Genomic DNA, 19325 nt, shown 5'->3' on the forward strand with positions numbered 1-19325 from the left:
TAATGCCAGTCAGTTAACAGCTGACTGGCTTTTTTTATTGGGGTATTTACTGGGTTTTGGTTTCACACACCTCGGATACGCCCGCTCCCGTTTTATCGGCAATATGTGATATTCAACTTGAGCTTGTAATTGCTCTATTGATTTAGGTATCCGTCCTGCATTTTCTATAAACATTGTATGAATAAGGTTAATAATACTAATAGCACACGTCGTAAAACTCAGGTGTTTTGCATATATCCCAGATTTTTTCTGCGCCATTTTCACCATCTGGTATCGGAGCAAGTTATAGCTCAACATTACGCCCCATAATTCTTGCGCTATCATCTCAGGTTTCTTGCTGCGTAGCGTAAAGTGACTATTCAGTAAGGTTTGTTTCATTTCTCGATAACCAAGTTCAATTTCCCACCGATCACTATAGAGGTCAACAATTTCAGCCTTAGGGAAACGCATTGGGTCTGTTAATGAAGTGAGTATATTCACCTCTTTCCCCTTAACCGTTTTTGTGACTAGCCTAACTTCAATGCTCTCTGGTAAATCGTCGAACTTTTTTCTCGCTTGTGCTGTTGCTTTTAGCTTGATGAGTTTGTCTTGACGACCTAGAGAGCGAACAATTTCATATTGCGTGCCTTTTCTCATCGGTTGAAGCCAATGCCTATTTACCCCAGCATGATGCCAACGATTGAGTAAGCCTAGAGAATAGAAGCCTCTATCAAATAACGTCAGTGAGTTATCGGGTGTTGCCTCGATTAAGTCTTCAGCCAACACCATTTCACTAGTACGACAACTATCAAAGGCGCTCCCCATTAATAAATGACTAGTTAACTCCATCAAACACACCATGCGAACCTGAGGGAAGGCCGTGTCACCATACTGATTTTTCCACATGGAGAATGCATGTTGATTTTCAGCAGTATCCGGTGTGCGCCAAATGACACCATCAACACCCAGTAGTGATAGCCCGCACCATGTGGGATGGTTCGCATCAGCATTCCACATTTGCTGACTTTGCTCAAAAACCTGTTTAACGGCATCAGCCCCAAGCCGCTGCCTAGCCTGTACAACCGCGCTGGGCGCAACGAGTTCTTTTTTACCTGGTAAAGCGAGCCCTAATTTACTGACAATACTCCACAGTGGGTCTTCACGATAAAACGACATACAAATGACTGTCCAAACGGCCATCTCAACAGGAAGCCTTCTTTTCCTTATCGTCGCGACACCTGCGGTTTCTGCGCATTGTTTGATAAACTCAGGGCATAAAAAATCACTCAGTTGACCTAAGCCTTCTGAATTGGGTGCGTAGCTATTGGCTAGAGAAAGTGCGGTAGTGAGTTGCAAAATAAAAGGCTCCTGAATAAATTCAGAAGCCTTTATAAACTAACCAGAAGATCGGTCAATGGATCGTTAAATATTTCTTAACTGATCGGCATTAAGCCAGATGGCTTGCTTTTAACGTCTTTAAATACACACACTTATAGACTCGATTTAACTATAACTTTTAAAATCTATAGCTAGCGCCAAATGTAATACGGCGGTCTGTAATACCTTGGAAACAAAGTAAAGCACCTTCGTTAACACAAGACTGGCTAACTTCTGATTCAGTTAAGTTAACGGCTTCAATACCAATATTTAGCTGATCGTTCACATCATAACTTATGCTGGCATTAAGCTGCCCTCTGTCTTCTTGAACAACAGGGAAACCCCATGGGAAGCTTGAGGTGCTGCCAAAGTCAGTTGAACGGTACCCTTCGCGCCACGTGTAACGCGCTCGAGCAGATAGACCGTATTTCTCATAATAAAATGTAATGTTATATGCGTTTTCTGACAGATCAATTAGTGATTGCTTAGCACTTATGTCTGCATCCGGGTTACCGGTTGTTAATGCAAAAACAGCATTTGCACGACTCGTTGCAGTGTCAAATGATTCACCACCAGAAAATTCTTGATAGGTATAGTTAGCAACCACACCAAAACCTGATGCCCAACCTAGCTCTTTTTCAAAACTTGATAAGTCGTATTGAGCTGCAAGCTCAATACCTTGCTGTGTTGTTTCACCAGAATCATTAATAGTAGTTTGCGTAGGAACACATAACCCTACGCCAGCATCTGGGCCGAACACGTTTATATCTGCAATTGGATTAAATATGCCGCCGCCTTCACACTCTGGACCATTTGTATCGCGAAAGCCTGTGCTTGGGTCTTCAAATGGGTCAACTTGCTGTGTAACGTGCAAATCGCTACGTGTTTTATGAAAGTACCCCACACTTAACAAAGCAGCGGGTGCAAAATACCAATCTGTGGATATATCGAAAGAGGTTACTTCTTCTGGTGCTAAGCCTGAATTACCAATTGAAACGGCACTATTAGGGCTGGTGCCAAACGTAACAGATGTAGATAGGTCATCAAAATCTGGGCGTCTAATATCTTTTGACCAACCTAAACGAACAATCACATCTTCACTTACATTCGCGGCTAAATTGAATCGAGGTAAAAAGAAATCGTAATCACCTTTAGACGTTAGCTGAGTAACCAGTTCGTTGCCACTTCCATCTTGAGTAACAGAGTTACCTAGCGATGTAACTTCAGTCTCTAAATAACGTAGGCCAAAGTTACCGCGAAACATGCCGTACTCAAAATTTGCTTGTGCGTATAAGGCATGTGTTTCTTCTTCAATATCAAAAAATGCATTTACTTGAGACGTTGGTGAACTTATTGGACCGCGATCAGAACCCGTTATTGCATTATTAGCTTCAATCGCTTGGTTAAGCGCTGCTAATACGGCTTGTGGATCAGAAGATGCAAGCTCTGGGTTTATAAGTAAGAAATCACGAATATAGAGTGCTCGCCCATCACCATCGTTAAAGTTATCTGGGCCCGCTGTTAATAATTGTGCAAATAAATCACCCGTTGGGCTATCAGCCATATTTCTTAAACCAACGTTAGAGCGAACTTGATCCGACACACTACTCGTTTTACTGTAGCGGTAACCAAAATCGACTGACGTTATTACATCATCTAAGTAATATGTAAAATCTGTACGAAACGCATCTTCTGTATTTTCTGACTCATCTTGCCCTTGGTTTACGTCACGTAGAACAACATTTGCAGGGTCGAGTAATTGAGCCATTGTTGGCGCGTTTGCCTCCCCCGTTGCAATCCCAAACGTAAGTGCATCACCTGTAAGATCATACTCAAAAGGAGTCCCGTTTTCATTTGACGAATTAGTAGCAACATTTGGATTTATAAAATTAAGCGTTGTATTAAAGCTTGGTGTAGTTGAATCAGAACGAGAGGTTGAGGCTTCAACACTTGCAAATAATCTATCGCCTTGCCATTCACCCCCTATTCTAAATATTTTGCTTTTTGTGATGCGTGAATTAGTATCGCTAGAAAAACGCAAGTTAGGATCGCCACCACCGTCTTCAACCGGAATTACGCCTCTTACGGCCGCTTGTATGCTGCCTAGGTTTTGTCCGTCCAGTGAACCAAAATTAACTGTTTCAAATTCACTCGGTATTGATACATTTCTAAGATCACTTAGGCCAGATGCTTGTACTCTTGAGCTTTCTTGGCGGCGCTCTTGATCGTTAACAACTGCATCAAAAAAGAATTTCATATTATCGTTTGGTGCATATTCAAATGTACCTGCGAAGTTTTTTGTCTCGTATTCGTAATTATCGTAATCTTGAATTAAAAATTGTACTGGTAGAAAATCAAACGACTGTGCACTTGCAGCACCACTATCAGCGGCTACCGAATTATCTCTATCAGCACGAGGACGAAATGCGGTTACATCTTGCTCACTGTAACTACCACTAAATACAACACCAAACTTACCGCCCGAATCAAGCTCCCAGTTATCACCCCAAGCACCCGATACCCTAGGAGTAACACCATCTGTTGATAAGCTACTATCTTCACCTTGAACTCTAATTGAGCCTAGAGTTTCATTTAACTGTAACGGGCGAATTGTTTTAAGGTTTATTGTTGCGCCCACAGAGCCTTCGATTGTTTTTGCTTCAGGTGATTTAATTACTTCTACACCGGAGATGATTGCAGCTGATACATCTTCAAAACTAATACCACTTCGTCCAGACCCTGAGCCAACTGTTGATACGCCGTTCACTTCAGTACGATTAGCATTGGTACCACGAATTTGAACGCCCGTACCTACCCCTGCTTCACGAGTAATTTGAATCCCTGTTACGTTTTCAAGTACTTCTGCGAGGTTTTGATCTGGTAGCTTACCAATATCGACAGCCTCAATAATCTCAACAAGGCTATCTGCTGAACGCTTTTGTGCAAGCGCATTTGTAAGCGATTGTCGAATGCCTGAAACCTCAATAACCTCAAGATCGTCTGCAGCTTTTTTTGGAGCTTCTTGCGCCTGTGTAGACAAAGACATACCAAGTGCGGTTGCCGATATAACTGCCAGTGTAATTTTAGATAACTTGTGACTCATAGTTTTTTTCCTGTGTGTGTGAAATGCTATGTTTAACCAGCTACTTTATTGTTTTTATTAAAAGCCCTTAATTATTACAAACCCTTAACTTTATATTTACACCCACACCTACAAAGGTCAACCTTTTGGTAATGAATTTAGATCAAATATTATGCAATATGTTATTACCAAAATAGAAAAACCTAACTAAATTTCAAGTTAAAAGCAAAACTTACATTTTAAGTTGATGTTATTTATGGTTTTTAAATTCTATTAGAAATAGGGCTGTCAATAACAAAGGTTAGAATAGTTATCGTTTTAAAAATGAAATAATTTAGGCAGGAGAAACCGATGATGTTGGGCGTGCTGAATAAACAGCATTATTGGTTAACCAATTTAATTGTTTTTAGTCAAGTAGCGTAATTTAGGAGTGAGTTTTTAAGTACTGTTTGTTGATGTTATCGAAAATATAAAATTGAAGAATTTGAGGATCAAAAAAGGCGGTAAAACCGCCTTTTTAATGTGATTTAATGTTTAACTATTATTATAGCTTGTAGCTCAAACCTAAGAATAAACGTGGGCCGTAGTCATTCACTTCACCTAAGTTACCTTCAACAAAGAAGTCTTGTGATTTAGGTGCACTGAACAAGTTAATTGCTTCTGCTTTAACTCTAAAGTGCTCATCAATTTTGTATGATGCGCGCATTTCCCACACACCTACGCCATCAACATAACGAAGTCGAGTACCATTTGTAGTATATGGTTGGAAATACTCACTACGATATTTGTAAATAACAGCAGTATCAAATCCACCAATTTGGTAGTACAGCTGACTGCTAAATACATGCTTTGAGAAACCAGGTACTGAAGCCGACTCAATAATACCGTCAGTTAACTGTGTAGTATTACCATCTACGTCAGTCTCAAACGTATCGCCGTATAAGCTATCTTGGAACTCAAAATCAGTGTCTGCATAGTTGTAACCAAATTTCATACCGATGCCGTTATCCCAGCGGTAAGAAAATGAGGCTTCAAGACCTAATATTTCACTGTCTTCATCTGATGTAACAGAGTTAGTAATTGGTAATGAAACAGTTTCACCGGCAACAGTAAAATCTTCAATTACTGTTTGTTGTTGAAAACCACCGTTGAACTGTTTGTAGTATAAGCTTAACGCTAAGATTGAATCTTCGTTAGGGTACCATTCAAACGCAGCATCGTAGTTCCACGACATAAGCGGTTGAGTGTCCGGGTTACCAGAACCATTTACACCCACTAATAAATCGCTAATTGATGTTGCTGTACCTTCTGTATCTTCTTGGAATGTACGGCTGTAACCTAAATCAGATGGATCTGCGCGTGACATACCACGGTATATACCTGCACGGAATAAAATATCTTCACTGTAGTCAATAACTAGGTTAAAACTTGGTAAATACTTCGTGTAGTCACCACCGCTTTTTATTTTATCCAATGAACCATTATCAGATTCAACCAGAGAAAGTACACCTGTGTCGCTTGTTACTACGTCAAAGCTATTTCTAAAGCCAATCGAAGTTACTTCTGTGTCTACAATACGAAGACCAAAGTTACCGCGAATGAATTTACCAAACATTTCAGTATCGTAATTCGCCATTAAGTACACTGATGTTGTTTTTTCTGTTACATCAATTGTACCTGCATTTTCATATTCAACTTCTGGGTAAGCAAACACACCATCAGCGTTAGAACCAGCTACAGCTTGTGAGAAACATACGTTGTCGTATGTAGCCCATGATGAACCTGTACCGCTATCTACAACGTTACCGTCACTATCAACATTTGTTACGATATCGCCATCAGATACACTCGATAAAAAGCCTGATTCTGGGAAATCGATTTGACAACCTTGTAATACGTCAAGCGCTTCAGTACCAGAGTCTAGTGTAAATTCGTTTCTTGAACCGTTACCTTGGCTACCACCATACTGTAGGAAGGTCATTTCAGATGTTCTAATACCACCTTGAATACTGGTGAAAACATTGCCATCTAAGGTATAGTCAAAATCTAGTCGCGCTGAGATAACTTCGTTTTCACGAACATTTTCACGGTCAAGTCGTGTTCTTAGGCTATCTGTAAAGTTTGAAATATCTGTTACGTCAAAGTCTGTTAATGTGAAATGAGGGATTTCATCGCCCATATCCCAAGAAAAGAAAGTTTGGCTTGAGGTTCTACCACGGTTAGATATTTGAAGTTCTTCGCGTTCTGTTTTTGAGTACGCTATATCTAAATCAACAGTTAATCTATCGGTAACTGTATGTTCTATATTTATGCCATAACCTTGATAGTTTTCTTCACGAGAAAATTGCTCACCCGCTGATTCAATGCGCTCTTCACCTTCCCAATGTAAAATACCGCCTACATCGTTAGTTACAAGTGTTGGACCAGTTACACCTGGTGTAGCACGTTTTTGTAAAAAGATTAAATCGTGACGTGCTTCTTGTTGTGTTCTATCTGAAATTTGTGCATCAAAGTTAACATCCCAATCAGCTGACGGTTGGTATTGCAGTGCAAAAAATACTGCATCACGTTCATCAGATGTCTCGTTTTGACGAAAGCTTCGGCTACTGCCAGTCCAAGCATACGGAGTACCATCGCTTTCGGCTTTACCCGTTTCAGGATCAATTTTGGTTTGGTAGCCTTGGTTTTTTAATTTGTCGCCACTAACTTGGTCTTCACAGTCGCCTGCACTACTACGATAAAAACCTTCATTGGTATTAGTCGGATCGTTTAAACACGCCCACAATGAAGAACCTGATGGGCTAGAGCTTCTGTATTCTGCTTCTGGTTGACTAATTTCTTGGCGCTGCACACCAAAAGACACACCAACGGCTTGGCCGTTATCAAATTCAAACTGGTCAACATAACTAAACGTGCCACGGTAACCCGCGTCACTTTGCAGCGAGTTATCTACATTACCTTCGTCTGGGTTGTAATTTAGTTTAACTTCAGCTGATACACGTTGCTTGCCAAAATCAAGTGGAGTTATAGTTTCAAGTGCAATAACACCTGCAACACCACCTTCAATCATTGACGCATCTTGCGTTTTATAAATTGCTACTTTTTTTACAAGTTCAGACGGAAACTGCGAAAAGTTAACTGAGCGGTCACCACTACCATTAGTCGCTTCACGACCATTGATATGCGTTGCACTTAAAAATGGACCAAGACCACGAATAGTGATTTCTGTTGCACCACCGTTTTCACGGTGAGATGCAGCACCTGTAATTGATTCCAGTGCTTCACCGATAGACAGTGCTGGTAAATCACCAATATCTTCAGATGACAGGCCATCAACTACCGTTGTTGCTTCACGTTTAATTGCTATTTGGTCTTGAATCGTTCTACGTGTACCTGTAACACTAATTATTTCAACGTCTTCTTCAACTTCTGTCGCTTTTCCCTGATCTTCCTGTGCGCTTGCTGTAAATACGCAAGAACTTGCCATACCTGCGATGACCGCTGTTCTTACCCATTTTGCAACTGGGCGCATTGCAAACTGCCCTGTTGTAGAATTATTGTTATCTCGTGACTTCAACGACATTTGAATTCTCCGCTGGTTGTTGTTGTGTGATTTTAGTGTGTTAGCTTGTTATGCTGATGTATATTTTATGTGACCTTTGACGTTAATATACTTAAAGGCAGCACGATGATCAACCAATTTGACGTTTTAACATTACCATAAGGTATACCAATTTTAACTTAGCGGCATTACCAGTAGGTCAGGCAGGTTTTTTACTAGAATATAAACCGCTCTAAACTAGTTTATAAATGGGTAATGTAGGTTGAGAAAAGTGTGGTGATTATTAATAAATAATAAAAAAGCCCCAAATTTGGGGCTTTTAAAAGTTAACTGATTAATTGGTTACTTAATCGTTTTGTATTTTCCATGTAGATCCAACACCTACTTCAGATGATTGAATATAATGAAGACCTTTAGCACCTGCCTCTGCCTGAAGGCCTGCAGGGTCAGTTTCTAATAACGTACTTGCTGCTGTAACGTACTCAAGCACTTCTTTACCGTTAGTTGCTGGGTCTTGGTCAATTGCACCATCAGTATCGAATGCGCCATTACCATTTAGTTTTCTAATTTCAACCCAGTCACCGCTTACATCGCCTGATACTCGACTATCCATATAACCAAAGTTGTTACTTAGCAGCGAGCTATCATGATTAATTAAGTCACAGTCATATTCAAAAGCATGGTCACTATCAAGTGTATTTGGGTAAAATAGGCCTTGAGTTGTAGCACTGCTGTTTATTGTATCTGCGTCTGTTTGATCGCCTAAACCGTTTGCAATTAAATTTCCATTAAAGTTTATAACAAACGCATTTTTGGTTAGGCCGTATAGTACCGGCGCATTCGCTGCGGTTAACTCATCACAATCACTTGTTGGTGCTTTAGAGCCTATTTCTGTACTAAATACAATAGGTTGCTGTGAATTCAAAACTGTATTATTTGTTACATTTAGTGTAAAGTCGCCAGCCGCATCAAGTACAGCTTGGTTACCCGAGTTTGGCACACCGCCGTCAGCTTGCGAAAATGGATTTGCCGTAAATACAATACCGCCCGCTTCTTTATTACCAGAACGAATACCTGCAATGTAGTTGTTACTTACGGTGTGACCAAGTGGTGTAATTAATATACCCGCTGGGCGATCATCAGAGCTTGCAATATCGGTAGTTCGAATAATAACGTTATCTGTAACACTGTTGAAGCCACCATCTTCTAGTGAAATACCACCATTAGGATTCACGATTGTATTGCCTTTGATGGTTGCACCAGAAGTTTGTACACGCATTAAACGACGACCTGTTACAAAGTTTTCTACGCGGTTATACTGAATAGTAAAGTTTGCGTTATCAGCTGCACCGCTACCCGTTGTGCTACCTGCATTGATTAAATATAAACTTGATTGACCAAAGTTTGGATTATCACTGTCACTAAATAAATTATATTGAATAACGTGATCAGAGCTTGATGATGATATTTTTATCACAGACCCTTTTTCTGCTACATTTCGATTAGAGAATGTATTTCGCTCAACCAACGCACTTTGACCTTTTATCATCAGCCAATGGTATTCAGAGTTATTGAGTGTAGCTTCTTCTCCATCCATCGTGTTTTGCGAAAAAGTAAAGTTATCCCCTTCTGAGTAAATAACAGCACCTTCTTCGGTTTCACAAAATGCACCCGCTTTAGTATCTATATTCTTAAAGGTAAGCCCTGTTAATCCAGCGCCATCTACTCCAGCAGCTACATGCACACATACTTCACCGCTAAGTACAGGAGTTTGACCTTCTACAGCGCGAAGCGTTACTGCACTGGTTAATAAAACTGCGTCCATATCAGCATAAACACCGGTGTTTAAGCCAATAACATCACCATCAGCTAAACCGCCGCTTAAAGCACCAAGGAGTGCTTCAGGGTTACTAACTAATTGTGTGTAAACTAATGTATCAAGTGAGTTTGTAACCTCACTCGCAAAACCATCGTTATCTGTATACGTAGCTTTTACCGACATTATTGAGCCAGCGTAAGCAGAAGGTGTAAATGTTTTACTATTACTGTCGGCTACTTCAACGCCATCAGCAGACCAAGTATAAGTAACGTTTGCCTCTTCAACACCGTTGTTATCAGTTATCTCAGCGGTTAACTCGCCACTTGTCAAATAAGGCGCTACGCCCATAATGGCGACGCTACCGGCTTCGTCAACCGCAACAGCAGAAACAGCAATTGTTTCCTCTGATGTATTATCCTCGATAAATCCATTATCATCTGTGTAAGCAACTTGAACACTTATCTTTTGACCTAAAAGTGATGCATCAACTGTAAAGGTGCTTTGTGTTGCGCCATCTATCTTTTGTGCGTCAGCAAGCCATTGGTAAGTAATATCTCCTGTTGCCCCGTCGGTATCATTAATTTCTGCTGTTAATATATTACCAACGGTTGGCGTGCCACTAATTGTAACTTCGCCTTCTGAGTTTGTTCGTGCTACAACCTCTGTACCCGTTGAAGTCACAGACTCGTTAAACCCACGGCTATCTTCAAAAGATGCACTAACTGTTATAACTGTACCAAACTGTGCGTCTGTTAACGTGAGCGTTAAAAGTGCTTCATCTGCAATCTCTATGTCATCAGCAAACCATTTATAAGTTACTGTATCGCCATCAAAGCCATTTTCGTCAGCTACATTGGCTGTTAGTTGCGAACCAACTAGAGCGTCGCCCGTAATAGTTAAACTTGCAGGGAATGCGATTGCGGCAACATCTGCGGTTGGAGCTGTAATATGCGATTCATTGATACCGCCATCATCGGTATAAAGCCCTTGAACTGTAATTGGTAACCCTATCTGATCGTCAGTCAGTTTAAACGAAGCGCTATTTGCACCTGTAATTGCCTCACCATCTGCATACCAATAGTAAGTCACGTCACCTGAGATACCATCAGGGTCACTAACTTCAGCTGTTAATGTTTGTCCGCTTGTAACAGTTCCACTAAGAGCAATAGAGCCCAAGTTGTTGTCATTGTTGTTTGAGTTTGTGTCACAACCAACTATTGCAGCTGCAATAGCGCATAGCGCAAAATGTTTTAATTTCATGGTGGCTCTATTCTCCAAATTTATGGTTTTAATATTTGGTTATCTATTGTGTGTGTTACCAAATAAATCATGCGTTTATTACCAAATTCATTTAAATTGCAAATAAATTGTTAACCAACTTGGTAGTATAACCATAATAAAATAACTTTTTCCACTATACCCACCTAATTAAATAACAATAAATAAACATAAAGTTAACCCTGCACTGTTATCCCAGGTCAAAAATTGAATTCAATCATGCACAATTACTGCGAAAATACATAACCTTAGAGTAAAAAATTGGTTTTACATGGGGTTAAGTAAATCAGATTTATTTAATATATATGAAGTATTCTTATTTTAAGACTATAAAAAAATTAAGAAATGAAGTGAGTTTGTATAAAAAGGATTATTTACAGAGAGAATGAAAAATAAGGGTAAAGAAAGGGGCTATTTTTTGCCCCTTTTTTATTAAGTACTGGTTTATAAAATAGCGTTATTATAAAACTCTACAGGCTCATTTGAGCCCAAAGCAACAGGCACACGTTGATGCAAGCTAGTTGGCGCAATATCTAAAATACGCGTTCCTCTAGAGGTTGCTTTACCACCTGCGTTTTCAACTAAAAGCGCTAACGGGTTTGCTTCATAAAGCAGTCTTATTTTTCCGTTATCGTTACCACTGCGTTTATCTTGCGGATACAAAAATAACCCACCTCGGCATAATATACGATGAACGTCGCCTACCATCGCTGCATTCCAACGCATTGAGCTTTTTTCAAAGCTTTCACAGGTGTAAAGCAATTTATCAAAATACACTTGTGTCGGTTCGTCCCAATAACGGTAGTTAGCCATATTAACGGCAAATTCACGACTCTGCTCTGGCACACTTAACTGCTTATTTGTCAGTAGATAACCGCCATGCGTTGAGTCTAATGTATAACAACGCGTTGGACCGCCAGTACTCATTACAAGTAATGATGAAGGGCCGTATAACACATAGCCTGCACATACTTGATTTACACCAGGCTGACTAAATTGCTCGTCGCTGTCGAAGGCAACATCATCACGGGCTAAGTAAATAGTAAATATAGTGCCTATTTGCCCATTAACATCAATATTAGAAGAGCCATCTAGTGGGTCAAAAGCAACAATAAACTTACCTTCAGGGTGGCCACCTACCGCATGATCTTCTTCCTCTGATGCAACTGATCGTACGCTGCTGTCGTCAAGTAGGATGTCTTTAAGTAGTTGGTTTGCGATTACATCTAGCTTTTTCTGAACTTCACCTTGGATGTTTTCATTCAATGTTGAACCTAAAACACCGGCTAATTCACCTTGGCTTACTCGAAAAGCAATTTCTTTACTGGTCGCTAAAATTGTGCGAATAAGTAAAATAAGATCGGTATCTACACCGTCTTCTTTTAATACTGTATTTAGTCTTTTCATGCGCTATACCTATTTACACAATTTAGATCGTCAAAGCATTGCTCTAGTCTTGCAACCATACTTTGCTCTGAATGACGCAACCATACGCGAGGGTCATAATATTTTTTGTTTGGCTTATCATCCCCATCAGGGTTACCAATTTGCTCTTGTAGGTATGCTTGGTTACCTTTGTAGTAGTCTAAAATACCTGTCCAACACGCCCACTGCGTATCGGTATCAATATTCATTTTAACTACACCATAGGTTAAAGACTCTGCAATTTTATCGTACTCAGAACCACTACCACCATGAAACACAAAGTTAATTGAGTTGCTTGGTAGATTAAATTTTTCTGATACGTAAGCTTGTGAATCTTTTAAAATAGTTGGTGTAAGAACAACGTTACCCGGCTTATATACACCGTGAACATTGCCAAAAGACGCTGCAATTATAAAGTTAGGGCTAATACGACTTAAACGTTCGTAAGCAAATGCAACATCTTCAGGCTGAGTGTATAAAGAAGAGCTGTCTAGGTGTGAGTTATCAACACCGTCTTCTTCGCCGCCCGTGCAGCCAAGCTCAATTTCAAGCGTCATACCTATTTTTGCCATACGCGTTAAGTAACGTTCACAAATTTCGATATTTTCTTCTAAAGGCTCTTCTGACAAATCAATCATATGCGAGCTAAACAGTGGTTTGCCAGTCAGTTCAAAGTGTCTTTCACCTTCATCAAGCAAACCATCAATCCAAGGTAGTAGCTTTTTAGCTGCGTGATCAGTATGAAGCATCACTGCTACTTCATAATGTGCTGCCACTGAATGTACATATCTTGCAGCACTTACCGCCCCAAGCACTGCTGATTGTTGCTCCGGTAAAGATAAGCTTTTACCACAAAAAAATTGAGCTCCACCATTAGAAAGCTGAATAATAACGGGCGAGTTTTTCTTTTTAGCAGCTTCTAGCGTCGCATTTATAGATGTTGTACTAACAACATTTACCGCTGGCAACGCATATTGATTAGTACGCGCATGTTCATACACAGCACTTACTTCATCGCCAACGATTACGCCTGGCAGTATTGTTGGGGCTAAATAATTCATTTATGAAATCCTTTCTATTTTAAAGCCTGGATACAAGAATCAGTAATTGCTTGCCAATTTTCTTGTTCAACCCACTCTTTTTTCGCTATCCAAGTACCGCCAACGGCGAATACATTATTTAAAGAAAGATAGTCCATTTTGTTACTTTCGCTAACGCCGCCTGTAGGGCAAAAGCTGACTGCTCTAAATACTGACGACACAGCTGATACAAAAGGTGCTCCTCCGGCAAGCGAAGCCGGGAATAATTTTTGCTCTTCAAAGCCATATTCAAGTGCCATTAAAATATCACCTGTGTTTGATACACCAGGAAGTACCGGCACATTACATTTAGCAAGAGCAGTAAGTAGCGCAGGAGAAACCGCTGGCGTTACAATAAAGTCAGAACCCGCTTCAAGTGCTTGCTCTAAAATGTCAGTATTTATGACTGTACCCGCACCGACTTTTAGCTCTGGCACTTGTGCCTTAATAGCTTTTAATGCTTCTAAAGAAGCCTCTGTTCTTAGTACTACTTCAACTAAAGTAAGGCCAGCGTTAGCCATAGCTTTCGCTATTTGAACACCTTGCTCTGGCGTATCAGCTTGAATTATAGGTAGCAGTGTTTGTCCTGACATAAGTTCAGAAAAGCGAGTCATAACGTTGTTCCTTTATAAAAAGTAATGCGGCCGAGGTATGGCGGCCTTTAATGTTTAATTATTTTGTTATACCAATTGCATTAAATTAATGAGCTATTATAGCGACAAGAAAATAGCTCAATAACAAGGCTAAAATTATGATACATAGTTGTTCTATATAAATAATTTTTAACGTAGTTAGTGAGTTATTTAATACGCTAAGGTGATCATGTTTTTAATAAAATTGGTATCAGGTACCAACTTCAACCATTGCTAGCTGAAATATATCTTTTGGAGCAATAGCGCCTGGCTGTTGTATAACCGCACCGGCGGCTTTTGCAGCAAGTTGTACAGCACTCGAAATTGGTTTATCAGATAAACGAGCACCTAAGTAAACACCGTTAAAAGCATCGCCTGCGGATGTCGTATCTACAACATTTGTTACCGGTATTATAGTGTGGCTTTGAAGAATATTGCCCTCTTTTGTCACTACCGATTCAGGGCCATTTTTAACAACAATTTCTTCAATTTGGTAAGGTTTTAAATATTCAACAACCGCTTCTACGCTATGAACGTCATAAAGTGTTGTTAAATCTTCAACGCCAGGTAGGGTAATATCTGCAAGCGTAAAGGCTAAATGATATTGCTCTTTAGTTTCCTCTACACTATTCCACAAACGCGCTCTGTAGTTAGGATCAAAAACTATTTTAACCCCAGCATCTTTGAGCTGCTCTACAACTTTCCAAAAATGCTCACGTGCACTTTCTTCAATTATTGCTAATGAAATTCCTGAAAAGAAAAACATATCACCTTGGCTAAGCTGCTCGAGTGCATCAGCATCTAAAAAATCAACAACCTTTTTAGCTGCAGAATCATTACGCCAATAAATAAAGCTACGCTCACCATGCTCATCGGTTTCTATGTAATACATGCCAGGTACTTTGGTATCGTGAGCAAATACGAGTTGTGTATTTATTTGTTCACTTTCAAAGCGTTCTAGCATTTTTTTACTTAAATTATCTTGACCTAAAGCCGTAACAACCGAAGTAGTAACCTGTGGGAAGCAACGCTTTAAATACACTGCAGAATTATAAACATCGCCTGCAAATGATTGGTGTAGTGTTGCCGCGCTCATAGCCCTAAGCTCGACCATGCATTCACCGATAAAGTAAATATTTTTCATCTTGGAAGTTACCCTATGTAGTTAACTGCTATGCGCTTATACAAAACATGTTGGCATAGCAGTTATTATCTAGATTATTGAGGCTTTTTAAGAGGTTCTATTTTTGGAATTAAAATCCAAACAGCGGCCATTGCTATAATGGCTAAAGAAGCACCAATAACAAATGCTGGTGTATAGTTACCATCAGCAGTAAGAATAGGCACAAGCGATGTAAGGCCTACAGCACCAAGTTTTGCCGCCATACCAGAGAAACCTGATAATGTACCTACAGCTTTTTTGCCTAACAAATCACTTGGTAGTGTTTGCACATTACCAATTGCAGTTTGAAAACCAAATAAAATAACAGCCATAATTAGTACCGCTGTCGTTGGTCCGCCTGGATTTGCCATTGCAAGTAACGCAGGTAGCATAATTAAACAGCCTAGCGTAATAGTTAACTTACGTGTTTTATCAGTGTTCCATCCGGCTTTAAGTCGATTTTGTGCCAGTAAGCCACCAAACCATGCACCAAACATAGCGCCAACATAAGGAACCCAACCGTATATACCAATAGACTTAACATCCATGCCGTATACTTCGTTTAGGTAAATAGGTATCCAAAAAACAAATAACCACCAAATAGGGTCAATCGCAGCAGAGGCAATAATTACACCCCAGCTTTGTTTGCGAGAGAGTAACTCAGCAGTAGACGGGTTATATTCTTCTTCATCTTCGCCAGTCACATCGCCATTATCATCAACACGTCTTTGACCTGTTAAGATATATTCACGTTCTTCGGCAGTAAGCCAAGGGTGAGAGCTAGGCGGCGCTTTAACTAAAATTAACCAAGGCACTAACCAAAGAAAACCTAATACACCAACAAAAACAAACACCATTTGCCAGCTAAAGTAGATAGTTAAGTATGCAATTAAAGGAATCGCAATAATACCGCCGATAGCAGCGCCAGAGTTAAAAATACCCTGTGCTAAGGCGCGCTCTTTAGTAGGAAACCATTCAGCATTACCTTTAGCTGCGCCCGGCCAGTTACCAGCTTCGGCTACACCTAAGATTGCGCGAAAAATACTAAGGCTAAGTACACCTTGTGCAAATGCATGGGCAACGGTTGCAATAGACCAAACACCTATCGATAAAACAAAACCGAAGCGTGTTCCCACCCAGTCAAATATTTTACCAAATATGGCCTGACCAAATGCATAAGCAAATACAAACACAATTGAAATATTAGCGTATATTTGTTTGCGTTCTAATGCTGATTCATCAGGGAATAAATCTTCAACAATATCAGGCCAAAGCACGCTAAGTGCTTGACGGTCGATATAGTTAATAATGGTAGCTAGCGCAATTAGCGCTATAACCCACCAACGTAAGCCTTTAAGTTGCATAATTAATCCTCAAGAAAGTCTTCACGCGCTGGGCTAAAGGTATCAATCAGGATTCCGCCTGTTGGGCAGGTAGCTCCATGATCAGCAAATGGTGGGATTAAGCAGCTATCACCCGGTTTTAAGATTTTAGTTACGCCATCAATGTTAAAGTGAAATTCACCTTCAACAACATACGTTACTTGAGAATGTCTGTGAGCATGGTTATAGCCAATAGCCCCTTTCTCAAACCAAATTTTAACAGCCATTAGCTCTTCGTTGTAACCTAGCATTTGACGTTTTAGACCATTTCCTAAATCTTCAATTTCAGTCTCGTTGCCAAATGAAAAGTTTGCGCTTTGCTTTTGCATCCTATTTACTCCTGATTATTGTTCATCATATAAACGCCTAATCGGCCATTTAAAGTGAACTCTTTATTTTGATAATTGAATGTATTTTTAGCTGAGGTTGGTGCTTTATTAATAGCCACTAAATATGACTTGCCTTTAATATCAAGTTCAACAAGTGTTAAATCGCCCTGCTGACTATATTCAAGCTTTGTAACTCTACTAACAGCTTCTAACGTATATTCTTTACTTGGATTGTATTCACCGTGAGGCTCTAATACAGATATAAATTTATGATGCTTTTGACCCTCAACACGACGAATAAAACCGTTTTCGTTGCGTAAGTTAAAATCAGGGTCGTTTGCGCCTATTTGAGTAAACAAGAAAGACTCATCACCTTTCACCAAACTCGTTTGCGTATAAAAGCGACCATTTTCGTTTAACCACGTTACTTTAGCTAAACCACTTTGAGGTTGCGCTTGAGCTTTAAGCCATAGATGCTGGTAGCCATTTTTAGTACCTAATGCAGACAGTTGTGTTGCATTCGCTTTTAGCTCAAAGCTGGTATCTATAAGCTGACCTTTATAATGCAAAGGCAAATCAAGCTGATGTGCTTTATTTGCTGCAACATCAAATATATCAAGTGCAACTGTACTTTGTAGTTCAGGTAAGTTAATAAGTGCAAGCGTACGCTCAAGATCAACGCCTTTATAAGCTGTGCTTATTTCGCCGCTTGAAACCGTGCCGTATTCATTCGTTTCGAAAAAGTTAAGTGTAGGGTAATTACTATTTCCTACTTCAACATTTGCATTAAAATGCGTTGTTTCGTCAACCACTACCGTATTGTGCGCAACAGTGTGTTTAGCGTAAGTTTCGTTTTCAGGTAAATAACGACCGCCGTATTTAGCTTCTACATTTAAAAAACGTGCTGCGCCATAATCAGATACAATTTCATTACCGTGGTCGTAAAACTGCCATGTTAGTTTATCAAAATGACCGTGACCTAAGCCTTGTGCAGCAGGTTTAAATAGTAGAGCTTGATCGCCACCTACCTGCGTTCTCATTACAACTAGAGCACCTTGTTTACCGTCATTACCATCGCCGAAGGCAACAGATTTAAACGAATAAGGTTTTGCCATGTTGTTATCAAGTGCTTGAGCTACTTTTAGTCCATCACCAGAGAGAATTATTTGGTCTTGTTGCTTAGCAATATCAAGGTAGCCTGCGTCGTTAGTTAATCCATACGCTGCAGTTACACCATTAACTAACTCAATAGTATCGATACCTTTACTTTTTATTGCATCGTTAATTGGAAAAAACAAACCGTTGTAGCTAAGTTGAATCGTCGTATCAATCGCTTTTAATAATATGCCATCACGATATTCAAAGATTTTTCGTTGTGGTTCGTTGTTTTCAATCGCTTTAGCAAACGTTACAAAGGGTAATAGTGCAAAGCGTTGATAGTAAGGACCTTCGTTATAGTAACCTTGTGGTGAAAACAGCATTTCTAGCTGCTTAATAAAGCCACCTTTACCCGACTTTTCTAAATCGTATAATGATTTTTCTACCCACTCAGGTTCACCTAATACATACCCTGCCATGCCAACACCCGCTGTTGCCCATGTTCCATGGTTATGTACTTTATTAAATGTAGAGGGTTGGCCTACTGATGTGAACAACGAAACAGGACGTAGTAAGTCATCCTCGATTGTTTTAATGTTATCGGCATTTAACGAGTCATGAATTAGATCATAAGCTTGTATTGTGTACACAAGCCACATTGCTTCATTTAGGCTTTGCCAAAAAAACTTACCTGGATTTTGCGAGTCCATTTTACGTTTTGGATGCAGACCAAGCGTTGGGTATAATTTTGCATACTCAAGCAACATATCACGCACGTAATTTGCATATTTATCATCTTGGCTTAGTTGATAAATGATGCCTGCGTTATACATAAGCTGATAATTTTTTTTGTGGCGTTCATGTGTATAACCACCACCACCATCTTTTGGTACAGGTACCGCAATTGGTTGAGCTATTTGTTCGTCTACTTGCGCTTTTAATAGCTCAAACGCAGTAGAAAATTTACCTTCGCTGCCTATTGCTTGGCGCATATGACTTACGTCATCAGTAGTAATTACTAAGTTTGGGTGCGCTGCATGAGCACCCAATGATGTAAGTAATGTAAGTGCTGCTACAGCCGCTATTTTAAAACCTGTTTGGCATTTTAATAAGTACATAGT

General features: G+C 39.8%; 11 protein-coding genes. All 11 read right to left on the bottom strand.

Annotation, left to right across the window (positions count from 1 at the left end; genetic code table 11):
- Positions 1-9: 9 nt before the first annotated feature.
- Positions 10-1335 carry an IS4 family transposase gene (locus tag L659_RS0118775; protein WP_024589914.1) on the bottom strand — a complete coding sequence of 442 codons (1326 nt, stop codon included), beginning with the start codon at positions 1333-1335 and terminating at the stop codon, positions 10-12.
- A gap of 160 nt (positions 1336-1495) precedes the next feature.
- Complete coding sequence (locus L659_RS0118780; protein ID WP_024591526.1) at positions 1496-4459, bottom strand: TonB-dependent receptor; 2964 nt, start codon at positions 4457-4459, stop codon at positions 1496-1498.
- Positions 4460-4982: 523 nt separating this feature from the next.
- A complete protein-coding gene (locus L659_RS0118785) occupies positions 4983-8021 on the bottom strand; it encodes a TonB-dependent receptor (protein ID WP_024591527.1) in 3039 nt (1012 codons plus the stop codon).
- 325 nt (positions 8022-8346) lie between these two features.
- Complete coding sequence (locus L659_RS0118790; RefSeq protein WP_024591528.1) at positions 8347-11079, bottom strand: poly(beta-D-mannuronate) lyase; 2733 nt, start codon at positions 11077-11079, stop codon at positions 8347-8349.
- Between the two features lie 462 nt (positions 11080-11541).
- Positions 11542-12504: a class 1 fructose-bisphosphatase gene (locus tag L659_RS0118795; protein ID WP_010555334.1), complete on the bottom strand. Its 963-nt coding sequence runs from the start codon at positions 12502-12504 to the stop codon at positions 11542-11544.
- Positions 12501-13583: a class II fructose-bisphosphate aldolase gene (gene fbaA / locus L659_RS0118800; RefSeq protein WP_024591529.1), complete on the bottom strand. Its 1083-nt coding sequence runs from the start codon at positions 13581-13583 to the stop codon at positions 12501-12503. Before fbaA ends, L659_RS0118795 begins: the two co-directional genes overlap by 4 nt.
- Positions 13584-13597: 14 nt before the next feature.
- The gene (eda, locus tag L659_RS0118805) at positions 13598-14215 is read right to left on the bottom strand and encodes a bifunctional 4-hydroxy-2-oxoglutarate aldolase/2-dehydro-3-deoxy-phosphogluconate aldolase (RefSeq protein WP_007585331.1); all 618 of its coding nucleotides are present in this window, start codon (positions 14213-14215) and stop codon (positions 13598-13600) included.
- Between the two features lie 229 nt (positions 14216-14444).
- Positions 14445-15377, bottom strand: coding sequence for a sugar kinase (locus L659_RS0118810; protein ID WP_024591530.1), 933 nt, complete (start codon positions 15375-15377; stop codon positions 14445-14447).
- A gap of 74 nt (positions 15378-15451) precedes the next feature.
- Positions 15452-16759: an MFS transporter gene (locus tag L659_RS0118815; protein WP_007585328.1), complete on the bottom strand. Its 1308-nt coding sequence runs from the start codon at positions 16757-16759 to the stop codon at positions 15452-15454.
- 2 nt (positions 16760-16761) lie between these two features.
- On the bottom strand, positions 16762-17106 hold the full coding sequence (locus L659_RS0118820) for a cupin domain-containing protein (protein WP_002962963.1): 345 nt from the start codon (positions 17104-17106) through the stop codon (positions 16762-16764).
- Positions 17107-17111: 5 nt separating this feature from the next.
- Positions 17112-19322, bottom strand: a complete 2211-nt coding sequence (locus tag L659_RS0118825) for a heparinase II/III domain-containing protein (protein ID WP_024591531.1) — start codon at positions 19320-19322, stop codon at positions 17112-17114.
- Positions 19323-19325 lie beyond the last annotated feature (3 nt).

The sequence above is a fragment of the Pseudoalteromonas sp. S8-8 genome (assembly GCF_000497875.1).
GTDB classification, from domain to species: Bacteria; Pseudomonadota; Gammaproteobacteria; order Enterobacterales; family Alteromonadaceae; genus Pseudoalteromonas; species Pseudoalteromonas arctica.

Bases quoted from the DNA above. Each gene is read 5' to 3' on its own strand.
- L659_RS0118780 (WP_024591526.1), bottom strand. From the start codon at position 4,459: ATGAGTCACAAGTTATCTAAAATTACACTGGCAGTTATATCGGCAACC.
- L659_RS0118785 (WP_024591527.1), bottom strand. From the start codon at position 8,021: ATGTCGTTGAAGTCACGAGATAACAATAATTCTACAACAGGGCAGTTT.
- L659_RS0118790 (WP_024591528.1), bottom strand. From the start codon at position 11,079: ATGAAATTAAAACATTTTGCGCTATGCGCTATTGCAGCTGCAATAGTT.
- L659_RS0118795 (WP_010555334.1), bottom strand. From the start codon at position 12,504: ATGAAAAGACTAAATACAGTATTAAAAGAAGACGGTGTAGATACCGAT.
- fbaA (WP_024591529.1), bottom strand. From the start codon at position 13,583: ATGAATTATTTAGCCCCAACAATACTGCCAGGCGTAATCGTTGGCGAT.
- eda (WP_007585331.1), bottom strand. From the start codon at position 14,215: ATGACTCGCTTTTCTGAACTTATGTCAGGACAAACACTGCTACCTATA.
- L659_RS0118810 (WP_024591530.1), bottom strand. From the start codon at position 15,377: ATGAAAAATATTTACTTTATCGGTGAATGCATGGTCGAGCTTAGGGCT.
- L659_RS0118815 (WP_007585328.1), bottom strand. From the start codon at position 16,759: ATGCAACTTAAAGGCTTACGTTGGTGGGTTATAGCGCTAATTGCGCTA.
- L659_RS0118820 (WP_002962963.1), bottom strand. From the start codon at position 17,106: ATGCAAAAGCAAAGCGCAAACTTTTCATTTGGCAACGAGACTGAAATT.
- L659_RS0118825 (WP_024591531.1), bottom strand. From the start codon at position 19,322: ATGTACTTATTAAAATGCCAAACAGGTTTTAAAATAGCGGCTGTAGCA.